Origin of the sequence: Mameliella sp. LZ-28 (assembly GCF_012274245.1) — a bacterium.
In the GTDB taxonomy this organism is placed as follows: domain Bacteria; phylum Pseudomonadota; class Alphaproteobacteria; order Rhodobacterales; family Rhodobacteraceae; genus Antarctobacter; species Antarctobacter albus.
On record NZ_JAANYX010000006.1, the window covers coordinates 16,863 to 36,249 of the forward strand.

Annotated in this window: 19 protein-coding genes, 1 tRNA gene, 1 pseudogene and 1 other annotated feature; of the genes and pseudogenes, 7 read left to right on the plus strand and 14 right to left on the minus strand. The window is 65.4% G+C overall.

Features of this window, described 5'->3' with window-relative positions:
* Window positions 1-92: 92 nt before the first annotated feature.
* Together G9Q80_RS03995 and G9Q80_RS04000 are read left to right on the plus strand one after the other, a co-directional pair.
* Complete coding sequence (locus tag G9Q80_RS03995) at window positions 93-1,718, plus strand: benzoate-CoA ligase family protein (protein ID WP_184757212.1); 1,626 nt, start codon at window positions 93-95, stop codon at window positions 1,716-1,718.
* Window positions 1,719-1,765: 47 nt separating this feature from the next.
* Window positions 1,766-2,999, plus strand: a pseudogene (locus tag G9Q80_RS04000) (IS3 family transposase).
* Window positions 2,053-2,169, plus strand: a sequence feature (AL1L pseudoknot). (Overlaps the previous pseudogene by 117 nt.)
* Window positions 3,000-3,094: 95 nt before the next feature.
* Here G9Q80_RS04000 and G9Q80_RS28700 read toward each other — a convergent pair.
* The 7 genes from G9Q80_RS28700 to G9Q80_RS04030 form a co-directional block, all read right to left on the minus strand.
* Window positions 3,095-3,403, minus strand: a complete 309-nt coding sequence (locus G9Q80_RS28700; protein WP_416045633.1) for a DUF6538 domain-containing protein — start codon at window positions 3,401-3,403, stop codon at window positions 3,095-3,097.
* Between the two features lie 58 nt (window positions 3,404-3,461).
* Window positions 3,462-3,536 (minus strand) — tRNA-Glu (locus tag G9Q80_RS04005).
* A gap of 138 nt (window positions 3,537-3,674) precedes the next feature.
* On the minus strand, window positions 3,675-5,429 hold the full coding sequence (recJ, locus tag G9Q80_RS04010; RefSeq protein WP_088716594.1) for a single-stranded-DNA-specific exonuclease RecJ: 1,755 nt from the start codon (window positions 5,427-5,429) through the stop codon (window positions 3,675-3,677).
* Between the two features lie 96 nt (window positions 5,430-5,525).
* Window positions 5,526-6,500 (minus strand): class II fructose-bisphosphatase, encoded by a 975-nt coding sequence (glpX, locus tag G9Q80_RS04015; RefSeq protein WP_043146319.1) that lies wholly within the window; start codon window positions 6,498-6,500, stop codon window positions 5,526-5,528.
* Between the two features lie 119 nt (window positions 6,501-6,619).
* On the minus strand, window positions 6,620-8,494 hold the full coding sequence (locus G9Q80_RS04020) for a VCBS domain-containing protein (protein ID WP_168246422.1): 1,875 nt from the start codon (window positions 8,492-8,494) through the stop codon (window positions 6,620-6,622).
* A gap of 184 nt (window positions 8,495-8,678) precedes the next feature.
* Window positions 8,679-9,965: a homoserine dehydrogenase gene (locus G9Q80_RS04025; RefSeq protein ID WP_088671026.1), complete on the minus strand. Its 1,287-nt coding sequence runs from the start codon at window positions 9,963-9,965 to the stop codon at window positions 8,679-8,681.
* Between the two features lie 143 nt (window positions 9,966-10,108).
* Entirely contained in the window at window positions 10,109-10,429 is a 321-nt protein-coding gene (locus tag G9Q80_RS04030) for a hypothetical protein (RefSeq protein ID WP_052244849.1), read from the minus strand.
* Window positions 10,430-10,508: 79 nt separating this feature from the next.
* Here G9Q80_RS04030 and G9Q80_RS04035 point away from each other — a divergent pair, with 79 nt between their 5' ends.
* Window positions 10,509-11,096, plus strand: a complete 588-nt coding sequence (locus G9Q80_RS04035; RefSeq protein WP_043146343.1) for a TetR/AcrR family transcriptional regulator — start codon at window positions 10,509-10,511, stop codon at window positions 11,094-11,096.
* 149 nt (window positions 11,097-11,245) lie between these two features.
* Here the strand turns inward: G9Q80_RS04035 and G9Q80_RS04040 are convergent, their stop codons facing one another.
* Window positions 11,246-11,650 (minus strand): c-type cytochrome, encoded by a 405-nt coding sequence (locus G9Q80_RS04040; RefSeq protein ID WP_308421262.1) that lies wholly within the window; start codon window positions 11,648-11,650, stop codon window positions 11,246-11,248.
* 74 nt (window positions 11,651-11,724) lie between these two features.
* Window positions 11,725-12,183, minus strand: a complete 459-nt coding sequence (locus tag G9Q80_RS04045; protein ID WP_157903880.1) for a c-type cytochrome — start codon at window positions 12,181-12,183, stop codon at window positions 11,725-11,727.
* A gap of 124 nt (window positions 12,184-12,307) precedes the next feature.
* Here G9Q80_RS04045 and G9Q80_RS04050 point away from each other — a divergent pair, with 124 nt between their 5' ends.
* Window positions 12,308-12,718, plus strand: coding sequence for a PaaI family thioesterase (locus tag G9Q80_RS04050; protein WP_043146309.1), 411 nt, complete (start codon window positions 12,308-12,310; stop codon window positions 12,716-12,718).
* 11 nt (window positions 12,719-12,729) lie between these two features.
* Window positions 12,730-13,164 (plus strand): DMT family transporter, encoded by a 435-nt coding sequence (locus tag G9Q80_RS04055; RefSeq protein ID WP_088716591.1) that lies wholly within the window; start codon window positions 12,730-12,732, stop codon window positions 13,162-13,164.
* A 9-nt stretch (window positions 13,165-13,173) separates the two neighbouring features.
* Here the strand turns inward: G9Q80_RS04055 and G9Q80_RS04060 are convergent, their stop codons facing one another.
* From G9Q80_RS04060 to G9Q80_RS04075, 4 genes are all read right to left on the minus strand, one after another.
* Entirely contained in the window at window positions 13,174-14,151 is a 978-nt protein-coding gene (locus G9Q80_RS04060) for an Ldh family oxidoreductase (RefSeq protein WP_088716590.1), read from the minus strand.
* Window positions 14,152-14,213: 62 nt separating this feature from the next.
* The gene (locus G9Q80_RS04065; protein WP_043146299.1) at window positions 14,214-14,420 is read right to left on the minus strand and encodes a hypothetical protein; all 207 of its coding nucleotides are present in this window, start codon (window positions 14,418-14,420) and stop codon (window positions 14,214-14,216) included.
* A 114-nt stretch (window positions 14,421-14,534) separates the two neighbouring features.
* Window positions 14,535-15,653 (minus strand): pyridoxal phosphate-dependent aminotransferase, encoded by a 1,119-nt coding sequence (locus tag G9Q80_RS04070; RefSeq protein WP_088716589.1) that lies wholly within the window; start codon window positions 15,651-15,653, stop codon window positions 14,535-14,537.
* 30 nt (window positions 15,654-15,683) lie between these two features.
* Entirely contained in the window at window positions 15,684-16,013 is a 330-nt protein-coding gene (locus tag G9Q80_RS04075) for a DnaJ family domain-containing protein (protein WP_043146295.1), read from the minus strand.
* A gap of 129 nt (window positions 16,014-16,142) precedes the next feature.
* Here G9Q80_RS04075 and G9Q80_RS04080 point away from each other — a divergent pair, with 129 nt between their 5' ends.
* Complete coding sequence (locus G9Q80_RS04080) at window positions 16,143-17,429, plus strand: lipoprotein-releasing ABC transporter permease subunit (RefSeq protein WP_043146293.1); 1,287 nt, start codon at window positions 16,143-16,145, stop codon at window positions 17,427-17,429.
* Window positions 17,422-18,105, plus strand: a complete 684-nt coding sequence (locus G9Q80_RS04085) for an ABC transporter ATP-binding protein (RefSeq protein ID WP_043146292.1) — start codon at window positions 17,422-17,424, stop codon at window positions 18,103-18,105. The genes G9Q80_RS04080 and G9Q80_RS04085 overlap by 8 nt, the downstream gene beginning before the upstream one ends.
* A gap of 39 nt (window positions 18,106-18,144) precedes the next feature.
* On the opposite strand, the gene G9Q80_RS04090 is transcribed toward G9Q80_RS04085, so the two are convergent.
* On the minus strand, window positions 18,145-19,338 hold the full coding sequence (locus G9Q80_RS04090) for a pyridoxal-phosphate-dependent aminotransferase family protein (RefSeq protein ID WP_088716588.1): 1,194 nt from the start codon (window positions 19,336-19,338) through the stop codon (window positions 18,145-18,147).
* Window positions 19,339-19,387: the final 49 nt, after the last annotated feature.

Sequence of the window (19,387 nt, forward strand, 5' to 3'; positions counted from 1 at the left end):
GCCTTTAGGAAACCCGAAATTTGAACGGACAATTGCGCGCCAGGCGCCCTGTCCAAAACAGCGAACTATTTGTGGCACAAACAATGAGCGACATGACAAAACGGAACATCGGCCTTCAGATTATCGACCATGTCACCGACACGGCCCCCGGATCCAAAGAGATTGGCTTTGTCAAATCAGAACATCGGAATTGCTCTGAAATCCTCTGGCAAAACCTGGAGCGCAACCCGGACAGCGTCGCGGTCATCAGCCCACAGGGCCAGTTGACCTACGCCGAATTGATCGCTGAAGCGTCTCGCTGGGGCAATGCCTTTTCGGCGGCGGGGCTGGAACGCGGCGAACGGATCGTCTTTTTCCTCGACGACACACCGACATTCCCGGCCGCCTTCTTCGGCGCCGTGCGGGCGGGGTTCGTCCCGGTCCTGCTCAACATCCAGACGAAACCCGACGTGCTGAATTATTTTCTGCAGGACAGCGGCGCCCGCTACGCCGTGGTCGATGGAGATCTCTCAACGATCTTCTCCGAAGAGACGCTGAAGGGAACCCAGCTTGAGACCAGCGTGATTGCGAACGGACCTTCCCTGTCCGCAGGCCAGATCAGCGCCATGGAGTTCTTGAAAGACCAGCCGGTCAGCCTGCAAGCCACGGGAACCGGCCCCGACGATATGGCATTCTGGATGTATTCCTCTGGGTCTACGGGACGCCCGAAGGGTATCGTCCACCTGCACCACGATATGGCCTATGCGCAGGCCAGTTTCGGAAAGCATGTCCTCAAGCTGACCCCCGACGACATCTGTTATTCGGTGCCGAAAGCCTATTTCGCCTATGGGTTCGGAAACTCGGTCATCTTTCCCTTCTCCGTCGGCGCAGGCTCGGTCTGGATTCCGGGCCAACCGCGTCCAGAGGTGGTCCTCGATGCAATCGAGACCCACCGACCGACCGTACTGTTCGGTTTGCCGACCCTCTACACCGCGCTGGCGCGGTCTGAAGAGATCAGCGCATGCGATCTGTCATCGCTGCGCCAGTCCATGTCCGCGGCCGAAATCCTGTCAGAGGACATCTACAACGCTTGGAAGAGTTTGACCGGGCATGGCCCGACAGAAGGTTTGGGCTCGACAGAGATGCTGCACGTCTATTTGTCCAACAGGCAGGACGATCATCGCATCGGCGCCGCGGGGGCCCGAGTACCGGGTTACGAGATCCGCCTCGAGACACCCGATGGCGCGCCTGCGGCGCCGGGAGAGGAAGGTGTCATGTACGTTCGGGGACACTCTTCAGCGCCGACGTATTGGAACCGGCCTGACAAGACCGCCGAAACCATGCGCGGCGACTGGATCTATACAGGTGACCGATTTGTCGAACGCGATGGCTACTATTATTTCCAGGGACGCGCGGACGAGTTGATCAAGGTGTCCGGACAATGGGTCTGGCCGCTGGAAGTCGAACGCTGCCTGAACGAACATCCCGACGTCCACGAATGTGCGGTGCTTGCGCATCAGTTGGAAGACAAGCGGATGGCATTGAGGGCTGTCATCAAGCTCGTAGACGGTGTGTCGATGGACGAGGCGCAAACCACAAAATTGCGCACATTCGTGAAAACACAGCTGACTCCGTACAAGTCCCCTCGCCTCATCGAATATGTGGCGGAACTTCCCAAGACCGGCACCGGCAAGATCGATCGAAACGCTCTGCGTCAAAGCAGGCCCGCCGCCGCCTGAACCGCCCCGGGTTTACCGGAGAGTAACAGGCTCGAAAGATAGCCGTGATGAGCAAGAGCCCCCACACCCCGTCCTACCCGGTCGAGCTGCGTGAGCGCGGCGTCCGGCTTTTCAAGGAACGCGGCGCCGAGTATGCCAGTGACAACGCGGCCAATCGGGCGAGTGTGCCGAAGCTCGGCTGCTCGCCGGACAGCCTGCGCGTCTGGTGCCAGCGCGCCGAACGCGATGCCGGCGAACGGCCCGGCCTGACCAGGGCTGAGAGAGATCGGATCAAGGCGTTGGAGCGCGAGGTCCGGGAGTTGCGGACCGCCAACGAGATCCTGAAGAAGGCGCGCGCGTATTTCGCCCAGGCGGAACTCGACCCACCGTTCAGGACATGATCGCATTCATTGAGGAATGCCGGGACGAGTTCAGCGTCGGGTCGATCTGCAGCGTGCTGCTGATCGCGCCATCGTCCTATTACGCGCAGCTGGCCGTCCGACGCGATCCCTGCAGGGCATCGAAACGGGCGCAGCAGGATGAACGCGACAGCCGGGAAATCCGGCGTGCACTCAGCGAAAGCGGCGGCCGTTTCGGGGCGCGCAAGGTTTGGCATGCGCTGCGCCGGGAAGGATACGACATCGCGCGCCGCATCGTGGAAAGACTGATGAAAGTGATGGGATTACAGGGTGTTGTGCGCGGGAAGACGGTGCTGACGACCAATCCGGATACCTCACAGCCCTGTCCGACGACAAGGTGACCCGCGTCTTCGAGGCCCGGACGCCGAACCAGCTCTGGGTCAGCGATTTCACCTATGTCTCGACCTGGCAGGGGATGGTCTATGTCGCCTTCGTGATCGACATCTTCGCCCGCCGGATCGTGGGCTGGCGCGTCTCCATCTCGATGACCACGGGGTTCGTGCTTGATGCCCTGAACCAGGCGATCTGCCAGAGAACGCCGTCAGACGCCGACGCGTTGATCCATCATTCCGGCAGGGGATCCCAATACCTGTCGATCAAGTATACCGAGCGTCTGGCCGAAGCCGGCATCGACACCTCTGGGGGCAACGTTGGCGACAGCTACGACAACGCTCTCGCCGAAAGCACCATCGGCCTGTTCAAGACCGAGGTCATCGACTTCCTTGGCCCGTGGAAATCCATGACGCAGGTCGAATGGGAAACCCTGAAATGGGTCGACTGGTACAACAACCGGCGCCTGCACAGCGCCATCGGATCCCTCACCCCGCGAAAAGCAGAGGAGGCATTCTACGAAAGCTTGAACGCTCCCGAAAAAGCTGCCTAGTCATTGAACCAGAAAATCTAAGGTAAACCCGGGGCGGTTCAGCTTTCGGGCCTTGGCGAGAACCTGTGCCGCTTCGTAACGAACCTTGGCCAGGTTCATATCGCCCTTGAGCAGGGCCTCCCACTGTGGGCCAGCAGTTGATCCCATACCTCTTCGGCCTTGTGCCGCGCGACACCGAGGCTGTCCGTCTTGAGAGACATCTTGATGAAAGTGCGTCGTTCGACTTTCGCATAGCGAGTCGGGACGCGCCGCTTGAGATGATAGGTCGCCCCCCCGGAGATAGCCGGGCATGCTTGGTCTCCTTTTGGAAGGAGATGCCACGAAAAGACATGGCGGGCTATGCCGCCTGCCAGTGGTGCAAAACGTAGTGCAAAATCAGCACCGCTAGGCGCCAGGGCCGACACGCTTCCGGCGAAACCACCTTGTTTCCAGTGACTTGCGAGATTTCCATTTTGGGATAAGTGGCAGCCCGTAGGGGAATCGAACCCCTCTTTCCAGGTTGAAAACCTGGCGTCCTAACCGATAGACGAACGGGCCACTCTGGTCTGCTGCGGCGCTGTCTGTGTGACCATCGCTGCGGCGTGAGCCGGGTTCTATGAAAAGCGCGCGGTGCTTGCAAGCACAAAATTCAGAAATTTTCGCGGCCCCGAAACAAAGTCGAAAAGACCCCCCTTTTCAGCCCTGAACAGAGGCCGGCGCAGCGTCGTCGAGGCGCATCTGTACCGTCGACCGTCCCTGCCAGAAATTCACGTCCAGCTTGCCTGCAAGGTGGAATCGGGCCCCCTTGTGGTCCTCCAGCGCAGGCCCCAGCAGTCCGTCGAAGGCCGAGAAGAGAATGGCGTCCAGAGAGGCCCCCAACCCGTCAGAGACCGTCAGCTTCAGGTGTCCCTTCCCGACCCGGCGCACGTAGCGGATCTGCATGTCGGGCAGCACGAATCGCGGACCCGGCACCGCCGCGCCAAAGGGCCCGGCGCGTTCCAGTTGTTCGACCAGCTCCACGCTGGCCGCGCCCGGCATCAGCAGACCGTCAACGCGCAGGTCGGCGGCACCGCCCTGCCCCGCCCCCTGCCGCTCCAGAAGCTCGGAGAGGCGTGCCATCGCCGGTTCCAGCTGGTCGCGCAGCACCGTCAGTCCGGCGGCCATCTTGTGCCCGCCGCCCTTGAGCAGCAGCCCCTCGGCGGCCAGCTTCTGGATTGCCGCGCCAAGATCGACACCGGGCACCGACCGGCCCGACCCCTTGCCCTCGTCCCCTTCGAAACCGATCACGATGGAGGGCCTGTTGGTCTGTTCCTTGAGGCGCGAGGCGACGATGCCCACGACGCCGGGGTGCCAGCCGTCCTCCGCCGCCCAGACCAGCGGCGCCTCCAGCCCGCGCGCCTCGGCCTGTGCCAACGCGGCCTCGCGGACACTGGCCTCGATCTCGCGCCGTTCGGTGTTGAGCTGGTCCAGGCGTTCGGCCATCGCCTGCGCCTCTGACGGGTTGTCACAGGCCAGCAGGCGCGCCCCGAGATCCGCCTTGCCGATCCGCCCGCCCGCGTTCACGCGCGGCCCCATGACATAGCCCAGGTGATAAGCGGCGGGCGCCCGTTCCAGCCGCCCCACGTCCGACAGCGCCACAAGGCCCGGACGGGCCCGGCCCGCCATGACCCTCAGCCCCTGGTGCACGAAGGCCCTGTTGACACCTTTCAGGGGCGCCACGTCGGCCACCGTGGCCAGCGCCACCAGGTCGAGTGCCGCCATGAGATCGGGCCCCTTGGCCCCGGCCTCGCGCAACTGGCGCCCGGCCTCGACCAGCATCAGGAAGACCACTGCCGCCGCGCAGAGATGCGCCAGCGCGCCATCCTCGTCCTGGCGGTTGGGGTTCACCACGGCCACGCAATCGGGCAGCGTCTCTCCCCCCAGGTGGTGGTCCAGTACCACGACATCCGCCGCGCCCTTGGCCGCGGCAATGGGTTCATGCGAAAGCGTGCCGCAATCGACGCAGATGATCAGGTCATGTTCGGCGGCCAACGCCTGCATGGCAGGCACATTGGGGCCATAGCCCTCGTCGATCCGGTCAGGGACATAAAGAGTCGCCTGCCGGCCCATCTGCCGCAGCCAGTCCAGCAGCAGTGCCGCAGAGCTGCCACCGTCCACGTCGTAATCGGCAAAGACAGCGATCCGTTCGCGATCTCGCACAGCTTTCAGGAACCGCTCCGAAGCGCGCTCCATGTCCTTGAGCGATCGCGGATCCGGCAGTAGTTCGCGCAGTTTTGGCGCCAGGTAGGACTCGGCCTCCTCGGCGCCGACGCCCAAGCGGGCCAGCACGGCGCAAAGCGCGTGATTCAACCCGGTGCGCTGCACCAGCGCCTCGGCCTGCCGGGTTTCCTCGGGGCCGGGACCGACCCAGCGCCGCCCGGTCAGACTGCTTTCGACCCCCAGATAAGTCAAACCCTCTCCCGGCTTCTTCTTGGTAAAAATACCCGGGGGAGTCGACCGCAGGGAGACGGGGGCAGCGCCCCCAACCTGCAACCGCTCCCGCCCCGCTCACCCCTTGGGCTTGACCGGGTTGCGATAGCTCATGCGCCGGACAGAGCCGGTCTTGGAGCGCATCAGCAGCGTTTCGGTGGTGATCCAGCCGATCTCGCGCTTGATCCCCGGCAAGAGCGATCCGCCGGTCACGCCGGTGGCGGCAAAGATCACATCGGCGGTCACCATCTCGTCCCGGGCATAGATCTTGTCCAGGTCGGTGATCCCCGCCTTGGCCGCACGGCCCCGTTCGTCGTCGTTGCGGAACAGCAGACGGCCATAGATCTGGCCACCCATGCATTTCAGTGCCGCTGCCGCCAGAACGCCCTCGGGTGCGCCGCCGGACCCCATGTACATGTCGATGCCGGTCATATGCGGTTCGGCGCAATGCATGACACCGGCCACGTCGCCGTCGGTGATCAGGCGGATAGAGGCGCCGGTGGCGCGGACCTCTGCGATCATGTCCTCGTGGCGGGGCCGTTCAAGGATGCAGACGGTGATGTCGCTGGGGCCACAGCCCTTTTCCGTGGCCAGGGCCGACACGCGGGTCGCGGGCGGCATGTCCAGCGTCACGATCCCCTCGGGGTAACCCGGGCCGATGGCCAGCTTGTCCATGTAGACATCCGGCGCGTGAAGCATGCTGCCGCGCGGTCCCATCGCAATCACGGTCAGGGCATTGGGCATGTCCTTGGCAGTCAGCGTGGTGCCTTCGAGCGGGTCAAGCGCGATGTCCACGCCGGGGCCTTCGCCATTGCCGACCTCCTCGCCGATGTACAGCATCGGCGCCTCGTCGCGCTCGCCCTCGCCGATGACGACGACACCCTTGATGTCCAGTTTGTTGAGCTGGTCGCGCATGGCATTGACGGCGGCCTGGTCGGCGGCCTTCTCGTCGCCACGACCGATCCAGTCGGCGCTGGCGATGGCGGCCTGCTCGGCCACGCGGGCCAGGCCCAGGGACAACATTCGGTCATTGAAATCGATCGGGGTGGACATCGCCGGTAATCCTTCGTGAGTGCCGCGTCACCTCGTGAGTACCCCGCCGCAGGCAAGGGCCGCAAGGGGATAGAACCGCCTGCACCGACGGCTGTGCCCATTCGCCGAAAGGGGCGGAGTCATCCGATGATCAGAAGGTCATCCATGGCGAAGAAATTGCCCGATGCCGCAAAGCGCACCTCGTCCACGCTGTCGAAAAGCGCATCGTCGAACTCGACAAAAGTCGTGTCCCCCCTGACCAGCGAAACCGTCTGGGTGCCTAGCAGCGCACCATCGTCATAGGCCGAGACCTCCAGCGTCAAACTGCTGGCGAAAGGCGAGGTGAAATAGGCGCTTTCGAGATCGAAGTTGGTTTCGCGCAGGACCGAGACGTCTCCGGCGTTGTTGTTGGCCACGAACATGCCCGATTGCAGCGCGGGATTGTAGGGATTGTTGGCGCGCCCGTCGCTGAGGTAATCCAGGGCATTGACCGTCCCCCATGACCCTGCGAAGCGCAGCCCGCCCGGCCCGCCCGAGACGCCGTTCTCAAAGGTCTGCAGCAGCGGGTTGATGGCATTTTCGCCGTCGTCGAGCCCGAAGATATTTATCGTGACGGGCTGCGTTGTGCGGCCGCCCTCGCCATCCTCGACCGCGAAGATGAAGATATCGCTCAGCATATCGCCGAGGTTCAGGTCCTGCACTTCGGGATTGGTGTTCTCCAGCCGGTAGGTCCAGCCGCCGAAGAGGTCCACCTCGATGGTGCCGTAGTCGCCGATACCGCCCCCTTCGATGGACCATTCAAGCCGCCCGGTGCCGATGTCCACATCCTCGCCCAGAAGCTTGCCAAAAACAGTCAGGATCGTGTCCTCGGTCACCCTCCCCGTGATGTCGCCGGTGATTTCAGGAGCGTCGTTGAGACCCGTGATCGTCGCGGTGACGGTTTCGGTCGCGAAGCTGCCGTTGCCGTCACTGATGGTCACGTCATAAGTGAAGGTCAGAACGTCAGTCGCGCCGAGATACTGGAATTCATCGTTCTGAACCGAGAAAGTCCAGGTTGCGGTACCCAGAGCCACACCCGCAGTGTCCGAAAGGACCACGCCGAGAAAGCCGAGAGCATCCTCTTCGTTGAATCCCTGAACCGGCCCGTCCATGCCGGTCAGCACCACCTCGACGCTATGGGTGTCCAAAAGATCGACATCCCCGAAGGCGATCTCTCCGGTGTCGGTCAGATAGGGCGTGCTGTCGTCCTCAGTCACCGCCGCGCTGAAATCCGAGGCCGCCAGGTCGATCAAAACCGGGTCGTTGCGCCCCTCTATCACCAGCTCCCTGGTCAGCGTCGTCACGCCGCCCTGACCATCCGACACCTGCACACTCAGCGTTTCAAGCGCGAATTCGTTCACCGCCAGTCCCTGGTAGGAGGTTCCCGGATCGAAGGTCACATCGAAAGAGACGCCGGTGTAATTGCCCACTGTGACCGGGGTCGCGACCGGCACGGACAGGCTGCCGCCGGTCACCGACATGCTGTCCAGCACCACTGTGCCGCCATCCAGGTCGAAAGCGTCGAACGTGATGTCGAGCGGATCGTCCTCGTTCGCGGTCTGGTCGGTCAACCGCACCAGCGGCGGGTTGTTGACCCCGACATGGTAAATGAAATCCGGGAATTCGAGCGTGCCGATATGCTTGAGCGTATCGATGCCCTCGTCGCCATCGTCAGGCCGGGTATCCTCGACGATCGTGGTGTTCCCCTGCCCGTCCGAAAACAGGAAATCCAGCACCGATCCCTGGTAGACCGCCGTATCGTCGCCATCATTGCCCCGGATCAGGTCATTTCCGCCACCGCCTTCGACGGTGTCATCTCCGTCACCGGCGTTGATCTCGTCGTCCTCGTCGGATCCGGTAACCCAGTCGTTGCCATCACCCCCGTTGAATTTCGTCGCTTCGGTCCGGTCCGGCGGTGTCAGGATATCGTCTTCGTCCGTGCCATTGACCGGCTTGCCAAATGTATCCCTGGCCATCGCTTTCCCCCCGGGCCTTGGCGTCAGTCCATGCCTCACGACCATGGGCCCGACGCGGACACGTGCTGTCCGCGTCGGCAAAAAAGGCGCCAGCCAAAAAATCGTGAAGAAAGGTTAACCCAGGAAAGCGTTTCTTCAAAACACTTTGATTACGCAACGTCAATTTGGCAGGCGGGCCGGCCGGTCAGACTTCCTCGATCCGCAGCGCCACGGGTGCGGTGATGACGACGCCTGTCGCCTCCATCGCGGCCAGCGCCTGGTCCAGCGCATTGCGCGTCGTCTTGTGCGTGACGATCAGCACCGGGGCGCTGTCATCGTTGTGGCCATACTGGCGCATGCGATTGATGGAAACGCCCGCCTCGCCCAGCGCGGTGGCCACCTTGGCCAGCGCCCCCGGCTTGTCCGCCAGGGTCATGCGCAGGTAGTAGGGCGCCGGCGTCGAGGCGCGGGCCGGGACGGCCTCGATCAGGCTTGCGGCCGGACGGCCAAAGGTCGACACCCGCAGACCCCGTGCCACGTCCATGACATCGCCCATGACGGCGCTGGCCGTCGGGCCTTCACCGGCGCCGGCGCCGCGCATGACGATCTGGCCCACCTGGTCGCCCTCGATCACCACCATGTTGGTGCCGCCCTGCAACTGCCCCAGCGGAGAGTTCGCCGGCACCAGGCAGGGCGCCATGCTCTGTTCCAGCCCCCGTCCGGTCATCCGCGCGACGCCCAGCAGCTTGATCCGGAATCCCATGTCGGCGGCCTGGCGAATGTCCTCGATGGTGACGCTGCCGATGCCTTCCAGCTCGACCGCGTCGAAATTGACCTGGGTGCCGAAGGCGATGGAGGACAACAGCGACAGCTTGTGCCCGGCGTCGATCCCGCCCACGTCCAATTGCGGATCGGCCTCGAGGAAGCCCAGGGCGTCAGCCTCGGCAAAGGCCTCGTCATAGGTCAGGCCGCCGTCCTCCATCCGGGTCAGGATGTAGTTGCAGGTGCCGTTCATCACCCCCATTACGCGCTCGATGTCATTGCCGGCCAGGCCCTCGGTCAGCGCCTTGATGACGGGAATGCCGCCGGCCACCGCCGCCTCGAAGCGCAGCACCGCGCCATGTGCCTCGGCCAGCGCCGCCAGCGCCTGACCGTGATGCGCCAGCATCGCCTTGTTGGCGGTGACCACGTCCTTGCCCGCCTTCAGCGCGGCCTCGACAGCGGCCTTGGCCGGTCCGTCGCTGCCGCCCATGAGTTCGACAAAGACATCCACGTCCTCGCGCGTGGCCAGTGCCACCGGGTCATCCTCCCAGGCATAGCTGGACAGGTTCACGCCGCGATCCTTGTCGCGGGTGCGGGCGGAGACGGCGCTGATCTCGATGCTGCGGCCCGAGCGTTCGGTCAAGAGCGGTGCCTTTTGGCGCACGATCTTGACGACACCCGTGCCCACGGTCCCCAGACCGGCAATACCTAGACGGAGTGGCTGGGACATGGGCGGGCTCCTTTTTCCCTCGGGGTCAGTTCCGGGTCGGGGTTATCGCCAAGCCTCGCCGGGGACAAGGGCGTCCGGCGTAGCGCGGGCTTTCGACCGTGTCATCCGCCCGAGTGATGCGCAAAGACACCGCAGCCGGGGGCCTACTCGGCGCGCAGCGCCGCCGCCTTCTGCCGCAGCCTTGCCAGGCGGCCATCGACACCGCGCGGCGCGATATCCACCCGTTGCAGCCGGCTGGCCCGTGCCTTCAGCGCCGCCACGCGCCCCTCGACCACGGCGGCCTCGCCGGGGGTGGCCCTCGGCACGGCGCCGTTCAGCAGCGCATCCAGCGGCAAGAGATCGGGATAGGGGGCGTCCGCCACGCCCGGCGTCTGCCGCGCATCCAGTTCCGGGAACTGGGTGCAGCCGGTCAGTGCCGCAATGACAGCAGCGCAAAGCAGGGGATGATGGAACCGAACCGCCATGTGCCAGTCATGCCCCAGCCCGCGCGGGCTGGCAAGCATCCGGGTTGATCTGAACGCCTGTTCAGATATTGATGGCATCATGGCACGCACCCAGGGAAGCCACGCCGGGATCACCGGCCCTCGCATCCGCGAAGCGGCACTGCGCCTCTTTGCCGAACACGGATTTGCCGCCGTCTCGATGCGCCAGATCGCCTCGGCGGTGGGGCTGCAGGCAGGCGCTCTCTACAACTACACGCCCGACAAGCAGGCGCTGCTGTTCTCCCTGATGAAGGAACACATGGACGACCTGCTGGGCGATCTCTCCCGCCTGCCGTCGCAGGACGCGCCGCAGGCCCGTCTTGAATCATTCGTCCGGTTCCACATCGCCTTTCACCTGGACCGTCCGGAACTGGTCTTCATCGCCTACATGGAACTGCGCAACCTCACGCCCGAGAATTTCCGGGTGATCGAAGGCCTGCGCCGCGACTACGAAGACGCGCTGGAACGGATCCTGAGCGACGGCGTCGCCGCGGGCAGTTTCGAGGTCGCCGACACCAAGCTCGCGACGCTGGCCGTGATCGCCATGCTGACCGGCGTCACCACCTGGTATCGCCCGGACGGCCGCCTGAGTGTCCCCGAGGTGCAGGATCTCTACTGGGACATGGTGCGCAAGTCGGTCTCCGCCTGACGGCGCGCCGTCCGCCCCCCCGTCCCGAACCCGGGCTCAGCCTGTTCCTTGGTGACTCCGGAAGCGAAAAACAGGCGCAGCCTGTCCAAAGGGTCGGCGGGCGGGCGCCTTTGCGGCGCAAGCCGCAAACAGTCCCGTTCCGGCGGCCCTCAGCGCTCCGCTTGAATCGATTCCAGGTATTCCGCCAGCGCCACCAGCTTGCGCGGCGTCGGTGTCGGTTTGCCGTCGCCACTGTCATAGGGCACCAGGTCGCCCTCCAACAGCGCACCGAACTCCGGCATCCATGATGCAGACCGGTCCGACCGTGCATAGCCGTCGATGATCGACATCACCTTGGCCCGTGGAAAGACGTTGCCGTGGCGCACCTTGATCAAAGTCAGGTTCTTCGGCGCGACACTCATGGCCCGCGCCATCTGTCCATCGCCCTTGCCATCCGCGCCATGACAAACCGCGCAATTTTCCATGAACAACGACCGTCCATCCGAAGGACCCGGCATCGCGGTTTCCTCGACGCAGCCCGCCAGCGCCAGTGCCGCCACCAGCCCGAGAGTCATTCTGACCATTCCTGCCCCTTTCATGCCTGCTCTCCCCGCTTCCTGCCAAAGCGCCAGCGCCTCGGCAAGCCCGTTCAGCCGTCGGCCTGCAGCCCCTCGACATGAGCCACCACGTCCAGCAGCCCCCTTGGGGTCATGATCACCTCGCCCGACGGCGCGCGCCACTCCACCACGGGGCCACCCAGTTCGGACGCGAACTCGGGCATCGAACCGCGGTGGAACTTGCCCGGGTAGCCGTGGATGGTTTCCATCACTTGTTCGGCGGGAAAGATGCCGCCGTTGGCCAGGGTCAATCCGGTCAGATCCGGCGGGGTCACGGGCAGGTCTGCGCCCAATGCGCCATCGCCAAGCCCCCTTGCCCCGTGGCACCCCGCGCAATTGGCCGCATAGATCCGTGCCCCCGGGTCCACCACGTCGACCCTGTCCTGAGACGGGCTGAACCAGCTCCGGCTCGTTCCCCCCTGTCCCGGCCAGAAAACCGCGCAGCCGGTCAGCGTCATCAGCGCAACCCCGGCCAGTACCCTCATGTGCATGTCCCGCTCCATCTTCCTGTCCGGTTCATGGACTGCAAGTCCGCCCGGCGAACCGCCCCCCCAAGGGCGCGTGACAGTGCCCGCGCCTCCGGTCATAGTCGCGCCGGAAAGACGGGAGGTCCACATGCTCGATCCTGCCACCGCGCAGCACCTGTTGAAAGAGAATTTCGCACCCTGGGTCCAGGCCCTGCAGCCGGAGATCACCGAGATCGGCCCCGATCAGGCGGTGCTGGAAATCCCCGTGCGCCCCGAGATCGCCCGCATGGGCGGCATCGTCTGCGGCCAGGCCCTGGCGACGCTGGCGGATACGGCGATGGTCTTTGCCTGTGCGGGGCGGCTGGGCCGGTTCGAGCCGGTGGCCACCACCAACCTCGAGACGCGTTTCCTCAGCGCGGCCCGCGGCGATGCCGTGCGCTGCACCGCCCGGGTGATCAAGGCCGGGCGGGCGATGATCTTTGCCGAGGCGCTGCTGATCCGGCTGCCGGACGCGGCCACGGTGGCCGCGGCCAGCGCCACCTTCTACCTGCCATCATGAAGGGGTCCGGGATGACACAATACGCGGTGATCATGCTGCTGGCGGGAATCGGCATTCCCACGCTGGCCGCGCTCAATGCGGCGCTGGGGCAGCGGCTCGGGTCTCCGGCGGCAGCGGCTGTGGTCCTGTTCTGCGTTGCGCTGCTGTCGACCGGGGCGGTCTGGGCACTGCTGGGCGCCAAGGGCTTTGGCGGGCTGACCTCGGCGCCCCGGCACCTGCTTCTTGGCGGCTGCCTGGTGGCCTTCTACGTTCTGTCCGTCACCTATATCGCGCCGCATTTCGGTGTCGGCAACGCGGTCTTCTTCGTGCTGATCGGGCAGCTCATCAGCGCGGCGGCGATCGACCATTTCGGGCTGTTCGGCGCGCGGGTCTCTCCCCTGACCCTGACCCGAGCGACGGGTATCGCGGTCATGGCGCTGGGGGTCTGGATCACCCAGCGCGCCTGACCGCAGATCTCAGGCCCCGGCGAGCGACTGCAGCTGGTGCCAGAGGGCATCGGGGACGTCGATTGCCTCCTGCACGGCCCGGCCCGCGCCGGGCATTCTCGCGCCCTCGTCCTGCGTGACCACCCGGCCCAGCTCTGCCAGCCGGTCGTAGAACGCCCCCTGCCCCGGATCGATCAGCAGGAAGTACTGGCCAAGATCATGCGGCGCGCCTTCTGGCGCCTTGAGCGGGGCGACTTCCGAGCTCAGCACTCCGCCGCCCAGACAGGCGGCGAGGATCTCGGCCATCAGGCCAAAGCCCCAGCCCTTGTAGCCTCCGGCACTGGTCAGCGACCCGGTCAGCGCCGCCTCGGGGTCGGTTGTTGGCCGCCCCTCCGAATCGACGGCCCAGCCCTCGGGGATGGGACGGCCCGCCGCCTTGGCCATCGTGATATGGCCCAGCGCCACGGTCGTGGTGCTCTGGTCGAACATCATCGCCACGCCGCCCTGGCCGTCGGGCACGGCAAAGGCGATGGGATTGGTGCCGATCACGCGGGTCTTGCCCCCCGGCGCGGCCACGATGGGCGAGGCATTGGTCAGCCCCAGCCCAAGCGCACCACCCCGAGCGATCTGTTCGGTGAAATAGCCCAGCGCGGTACATGTATGCGCGTGATGCAGGGCAAGGCTGACCACCCCCGTCTCATGCGCTGCCTCCAGCGCCAGCGGCAGGGCCGCGGCAAAGGCGGGTTGGGCAAAGCCATGCGCGGCATCGACACGGATTTCCGAGGCACGCGGACGGCTGATACCCGGCACCGCGCGGCCATCGACCCGCCCCGAAGTCAGCTGCTGGCAATAGCTTTCCAGGTAGTAAAGGCCACAGATACGGTTCCCGCGCGCCTCGGCCCAGGCGATGGCGCGGGCCATTTCCGCGGCGATGGCCGGACCGGCGCCATGCGTGGCCAGGGCGGTTTCTGAAAGGCGCTGGATTTCGGCAACGGAAATTTCGGGCATGAAGGGCTCCTGCGTGTTTGGCAGGACCCTAATCCGCGTTGACCGAAACGAAAAGAGAGGGGTCAGAAGCGGTCAAAGCGCTGTTCATGGCGGCGTCGCGCCAGCTCCAGCCGGGTGATCAGGTGGTTGAGAAGAACCGCGACGATCAGGACCGGCCCCAGGCCCCACCACGACCACAGCAGAACAAAGACCCAAAGCAAGTTGACGAAGATCAAGACCATGTTGGCGGAGGTGTAATCCTCGACCGGTTGCGGGTGACGGTTCTCCATCGCGGTGCCTCCTGCTTGCGGCTGCATGCAGGCAAGAGTTTAGCGCATCCGGCCTGCAAGTCAGGTCAGGATTCCGCGATCCGTTGAATTTCCGGTTAATGCGCGCCGTTTCGCCTAGGCGGAGACGGTTTCTCGCGCAACGGCCAGCGCGGCCGGCAAGGTCTCTTCCAGAACCGCCAGGTCCTCGGACCGACCGGCGCTGATGCGGATACAGCGGTCCTGCGGCGCCACGAAGGGCATGCGGACAAAGACCCCGCGGTCGATCAGTCCAGCCAGCACCGCGCGGGCAAAATCCCCGTCGCGCCCGCAATCCACGGCAACGAAATTCGTGGCCGACGGCAGCGTGGTCAGCCCGTTCGCCTCGGCGATGCGGGCAATCTCGCCCCGCGCGTCCTCGGTCAGGCGCAAGACCTCTTCGAGCCACTCGGTGTCCTGCAGGGCCGCCAGCGCCCCGGCCAGCGCCATCCGGTTCATGCCGAAATGGTTGCGGATCTTGTCAAAGGCACGGATCACCGACGCAGCCGAGATCGCATAGCCGATGCGCGCACCCGCCATGCCATAGGCCTTGGAAAAGGTGCGCAGGCGCACGACCCGGTCGTCTTCGGGGTCGATCCGGGGCGCGGTGCCCTCGGGCGCGAACTCGATATAGGCCTCGTCCAGGGCCAGCACGCAGCCATCGGGAAGCGTATCCAGCGCCGCCTCGATCGCAGCGCCCGAATGCCAGCTGCCCATCGGGTTGTCGGGGTTGGCAAGGTAGATCAGCTTGGCGTCGACCTCCGCCGCCTTCTCGATCAGCCCGCCCAGGTTCTCGTGATCGCCGGCATAGGGAATCTTGTGCAGCACGCCGCCATAGCCGTTCACATGGTAGTTGAAGGTCGGATAAGCCCCGTCGGAGGTCACGACCGCGTCGCCCGGCGCCACCAGCAGCCGGACGAGATAGCCCAGCAGCCCGTCGATCCCCTCGCCAATCAGGATGTTTTCCGGAGCACAGGCCATTTTCGCAGCCAGCGCGCCCTTGAGATCCAGATGCGAGGGATCGGCATATTTCCAGACCTCGGCGGCCTCGTCCTGGATCGCGGCAATGGCAAAGGGGGACGGGCCGAAAACGCTTTCGTTGGCACCAAGGCGGGCCTTGAACAGGGCACCGCGGGCGCGCTCCTGTACCTCGGGCCCAACGAAGGGCACGGTTTCGGGCAGGGCGGCGATCAGGTCAGGGTAACGAGGTCCGGTCATGGCGCATTTATGAACCGCGCGTGGCCCGCGTCAACGCATGAATTTGCGCCGCGCGTCACGGGCGATTTCATAGCGCATCTGCAAGTCCGCGATACGGGCCATGAGGCGCTTCTTCTCGTCAGGATCGGTTGCGGCCTGCCAGTCGGCACGGGCGGCATCCATCTGCGCCTTCAGGCCCACTTCCTCTGGCAAGGCTCCGGCCTCCGCCATGATGCGATAGCCCACCGCCTCACCCGGGTCGATCAGCGCATCGCCGGGGCGATGTGGCAACGGCCTACCCTCGCCTTCGAGGTTCTTCAGCTTGCCTTCCGCCTCGGCCTTGCGGATCTGCGCCTCTGTCAGACGATCAAAGTTTGGCATCGGGCAGCTTCCCCCTTGTCACAAAGCCAGGATAGACCTGCGGCGCCCCGCTCACAAGTGCCGCCACAGCTTGACCCCGGCGGGGCAAAAGGCCAGTTTCCGCCGCGAGCAGGACAAGAAAGATCGCCGATGACGCGCCAGCCGCCGCCCTTCGCCCCTTTCGAATGGATGATCGCCTGGCGCTATCTGCGCGCCAAGCGCGCCGAAGGGGGCGTCTCTGTCATGACCTGGATTTCCCTCATCGGCATCACGCTTGCGGTCTTTGCGCTGATCGCGACACTGGCGGTCCGGTCGGGGTTCCGGGCGGAATTCGTCGACACCATCGTGGGCGCCAACGCCCATGTCACCGTCTACCACATCCAGCGCACCGGCGAGGACGGGCAACCGACCCGCACCCTGCCCGACCACGAGGCCATGGCCGAGCGCGTGCGCGAGGTTCCCGGCGTGACCCGCGTGGCCCCGCTGGTCAAGGGCCAGGTCATGGCCACAGGCAAGGGCCGAAACGCGGGTGTCGAGGTCTTCGGCATCGCAGAGGCCGACCTGATCGAGATCCCACGCATCGCCGACATGGAAACCGGCATCGGCAATATCGTGGATTTCGACACGGGGATCGCCATCGGGTCGGGCGTGGCGCAGATGCTGGGCGTGGGACTGGGCGACACGATCGACCTGATCTCTCCCAACGGGGTCAAGACGCCGTTCGGGGTCAGCCCCAGGGTCAAGAGCTACCAGGTCACCTATATCTTTACCGCCGGGCGCTATGACATCGACCGGACGCGGGTCTACATGCCCTTCGAAGAGGCGCAGCTGTATTTCAACCGCGAGGGCGTGGCAGACGAACTGGAGATCACCGTCGAGGACCCCGAACAGGTCGAAAGGTACACCCGCGCCATCGGCCAGGCGGCGGGCACCGGCGCGCTGGTCTGGACATGGCAGGATGCCTCTGGCGGTTTCCTGCGGGCGTTGGACATCGAAGACAACGTGATGTTCGTGATCCTCTCGGTGCTGGTTCTGATCGCGACGATGAACATCGTTTCGGGCCTGATTATGCTGGTCAAGAACAAAGGCCGCGACATCGGCATCCTGCGCACGATGGGACTGACCGAGGGGTCGGTCATGCGGGTCTTCTTCATTTGCGGCTCCTTCACCGGGCTGATCGGGACGGCGCTGGGGGTGCTTCTGGGCTGCCTCTTCGCCATCTACATCGACCCGATCTTTGCCGCCGTGAACTACCTGTCGGGGGGCGGGGTCTGGGATCCGTCGATCCGGGGCATCTATGCCCTGCCCGCGGAACTGCACCTGAAGGACGTACTGTCTGCCGTAGGCCTGTCGCTGGGGCTGAGTTTCATCGTCACGATCTTTCCGGCCCGACGCGCGGCCCGGATGAACCCGGTGGAGGCGCTGCGCTATGAGTGACACGGTCCTGCGCCTGACGGGCATCGAGAAGAGTTACAACAAGGGGCTGCCTAACGAGGTGCAGGTCCTGCGCGGCATCGACCTGGAAGTCACCCGTGGCGAGGTCGTGGCATTGGTGGCCCCCTCTGGTGCGGGCAAGTCGACGCTTCTTCATATCGCCGGACTGCTGGACACGCCGGACGCCGGCACCGTCGAGATCGGGGGCGAAGAGATGCAGGACCGCAGCGACCGGCGCCGCACGGCGGTCCGGCGCGCGGATGTGGGCTTTGTCTACCAGTTCCACCACCTGCTGCCCGAGTTCACGGCGCTGGAAAACATCGTGCTGCCGCAGCTGGCCAACGGCGTGGCCCGCGGTGCCGCCGAGGAGCGGGCACTGGCCCTCCTGGACAGCGTCGGCGTCAAGGACCGCGCCACCCACCGGCCTGCGGCCTTGTCGGGCGGCGAACAGCAACGGGTGGCCTTTTGCCGGGCGATGGCCAATGCACCGCGCCTGTTGCTGGCAGACGAACCGACGGGCAACCTTGATCCCTCGACCTCGGACCGGGTGTTCGGCGCGCTGATGACGCTGGTGCGCGAAACCGGCCTGTCCTGCCTCATCGCCACCCACAACCTGGACCTGGCGGCCAGGATGGACCGGCAGTTGCGGCTGGACTCCGGCGGGTTGCAGGCGGAGTGATCCGCCTGCCCCGGGAATATCAGGGACAGGTCGCGCTGTTTACTCCGTCACGACCTTGACCGCGGCCTCGACCGCCCCGGCACCGTGCGGGATGTCCAGCGCCGTCAGCCCCGCCTCGACCGTGCCGATCAGGCCGAGGATGCCGTGCGCGTTCACATGCCCCATGTGCCCGAAACGGAAATAGCCCGAGCCGGTGGGATCGTCCGGATCCCCCACCCGTAGCCCGACGCCCAGAACCAGCCCAGCCTCTTCACGGCACCACTCCCGCAAACGGTCGCCCAGAGGAGCGCCCAGTTGTGCCGCCGTCACCGCATGCGAACGGTGCGCCCGATCCGGCACGTTCAACCGGAACGGCCCGTCCTCGGCCCAGGCCTCGCCCGCCGCCCAGATCGCCTGCGCCAGCCGGGCATGACGCGCCCAGACCGCCTCGATCCCCTCTTCGCGGATCATGTCCAGCGCGGCGCGCAGGCCATAGAGGTGATGCGTGGGCGCGGTGCCGCCAAAATACTGGTAGAACATCGCCGGGTCCGCGCGCGGTCCCCAATCCCAATAGCGCGAGACACGCGGCATGGCACGCCGCACCTCTGCCGCACGGGCGTTGAAAAAGACAAAGCCCAGCCCGGGCGGCACCATCAGCCCTTTTTGAGAGCCGGTCACCATCACGTCGGCGCCCCAGGCATCCATGCGAAACTCGTCACAGCCCAGCGAGGCGATACAGTCGACCATCAAGAGCGCCGGGTGTCCGGTCTCGTCCAGTACGGCGCGCAACGCGGCGATGTCCGACCGCACGGAAGACGAGGTGTCGACATGCACCGCCAGCACCGCCTTGATGCGCTGGCCCTTGTCCGCCAGCAGGGCGGCGCGGACCCGCTCCGGGTCAATCGGTGCCGTGCGACCGTGGTCAATGATCTCGACCTCGGCGCCCAGCCCCTGGGCCATCTCGGCCCAACCGTGACCGAAGGCACCGGTGGTGGGCGCAAGCACCGCCTCGCCCGGGGCCACGGTGTTCGACAGGGCCGCCTCCCAGGCGCCGTGGCCGTTGCAGATGTACATCGCCAACTGTCCGTCCGTCTGCGCCACATAGGCGAGGTCCGGCACGATACCGGCGACCATCTGATGCAGCTCCGGCGAATAGATGTCGGGCGCCGGGCGGTGCATCGCCTGCAAGACGCGGTCGGGCATCATCGACGGCCCCGGCAGGGCCATGTGGGGACGGCCGTTGGACAAGGGCATGGGCGACTCCTGTAACTGTGCGGCGCGACGTTAACGGGCGGCGCCCTGC

Excerpts from the sequence above, each read along its gene's own strand:
- G9Q80_RS03995 (WP_184757212.1), top strand. The coding sequence starts at position 93 with ATGACAAAACGGAACATCGGCCTTCAGATTATCGACCATGTCACCGAC.
- glpX (WP_043146319.1), bottom strand. The coding sequence starts at position 6,500 with ATGTCCACCCCGATCGATTTCAATGACCGAATGTTGTCCCTGGGCCTG.
- G9Q80_RS04020 (WP_168246422.1), bottom strand. The coding sequence starts at position 8,494 with ATGGCCAGGGATACATTTGGCAAGCCGGTCAATGGCACGGACGAAGAC.
- G9Q80_RS04025 (WP_088671026.1), bottom strand. The coding sequence starts at position 9,965 with ATGTCCCAGCCACTCCGTCTAGGTATTGCCGGTCTGGGGACCGTGGGC.
- G9Q80_RS04030 (WP_052244849.1), bottom strand. The coding sequence starts at position 10,429 with ATGGCGGTTCGGTTCCATCATCCCCTGCTTTGCGCTGCTGTCATTGCG.
- G9Q80_RS04035 (WP_043146343.1), top strand. The coding sequence starts at position 10,509 with ATGGCACGCACCCAGGGAAGCCACGCCGGGATCACCGGCCCTCGCATC.
- G9Q80_RS04040 (WP_308421262.1), bottom strand. The coding sequence starts at position 11,650 with ATGACTCTCGGGCTGGTGGCGGCACTGGCGCTGGCGGGCTGCGTCGAG.
- G9Q80_RS04045 (WP_157903880.1), bottom strand. The coding sequence starts at position 12,183 with ATGCACATGAGGGTACTGGCCGGGGTTGCGCTGATGACGCTGACCGGC.
- G9Q80_RS04050 (WP_043146309.1), top strand. The coding sequence starts at position 12,308 with ATGCTCGATCCTGCCACCGCGCAGCACCTGTTGAAAGAGAATTTCGCA.
- G9Q80_RS04055 (WP_088716591.1), top strand. The coding sequence starts at position 12,730 with ATGACACAATACGCGGTGATCATGCTGCTGGCGGGAATCGGCATTCCC.
- G9Q80_RS04060 (WP_088716590.1), bottom strand. The coding sequence starts at position 14,151 with ATGCCCGAAATTTCCGTTGCCGAAATCCAGCGCCTTTCAGAAACCGCC.
- G9Q80_RS04065 (WP_043146299.1), bottom strand. The coding sequence starts at position 14,420 with ATGGAGAACCGTCACCCGCAACCGGTCGAGGATTACACCTCCGCCAAC.
- G9Q80_RS04070 (WP_088716589.1), bottom strand. The coding sequence starts at position 15,653 with ATGACCGGACCTCGTTACCCTGACCTGATCGCCGCCCTGCCCGAAACC.
- G9Q80_RS04075 (WP_043146295.1), bottom strand. The coding sequence starts at position 16,013 with ATGCCAAACTTTGATCGTCTGACAGAGGCGCAGATCCGCAAGGCCGAG.
- G9Q80_RS04080 (WP_043146293.1), top strand. The coding sequence starts at position 16,143 with ATGACGCGCCAGCCGCCGCCCTTCGCCCCTTTCGAATGGATGATCGCC.
- G9Q80_RS04085 (WP_043146292.1), top strand. The coding sequence starts at position 17,422 with ATGAGTGACACGGTCCTGCGCCTGACGGGCATCGAGAAGAGTTACAAC.
- G9Q80_RS04090 (WP_088716588.1), bottom strand. The coding sequence starts at position 19,338 with ATGCCCTTGTCCAACGGCCGTCCCCACATGGCCCTGCCGGGGCCGTCG.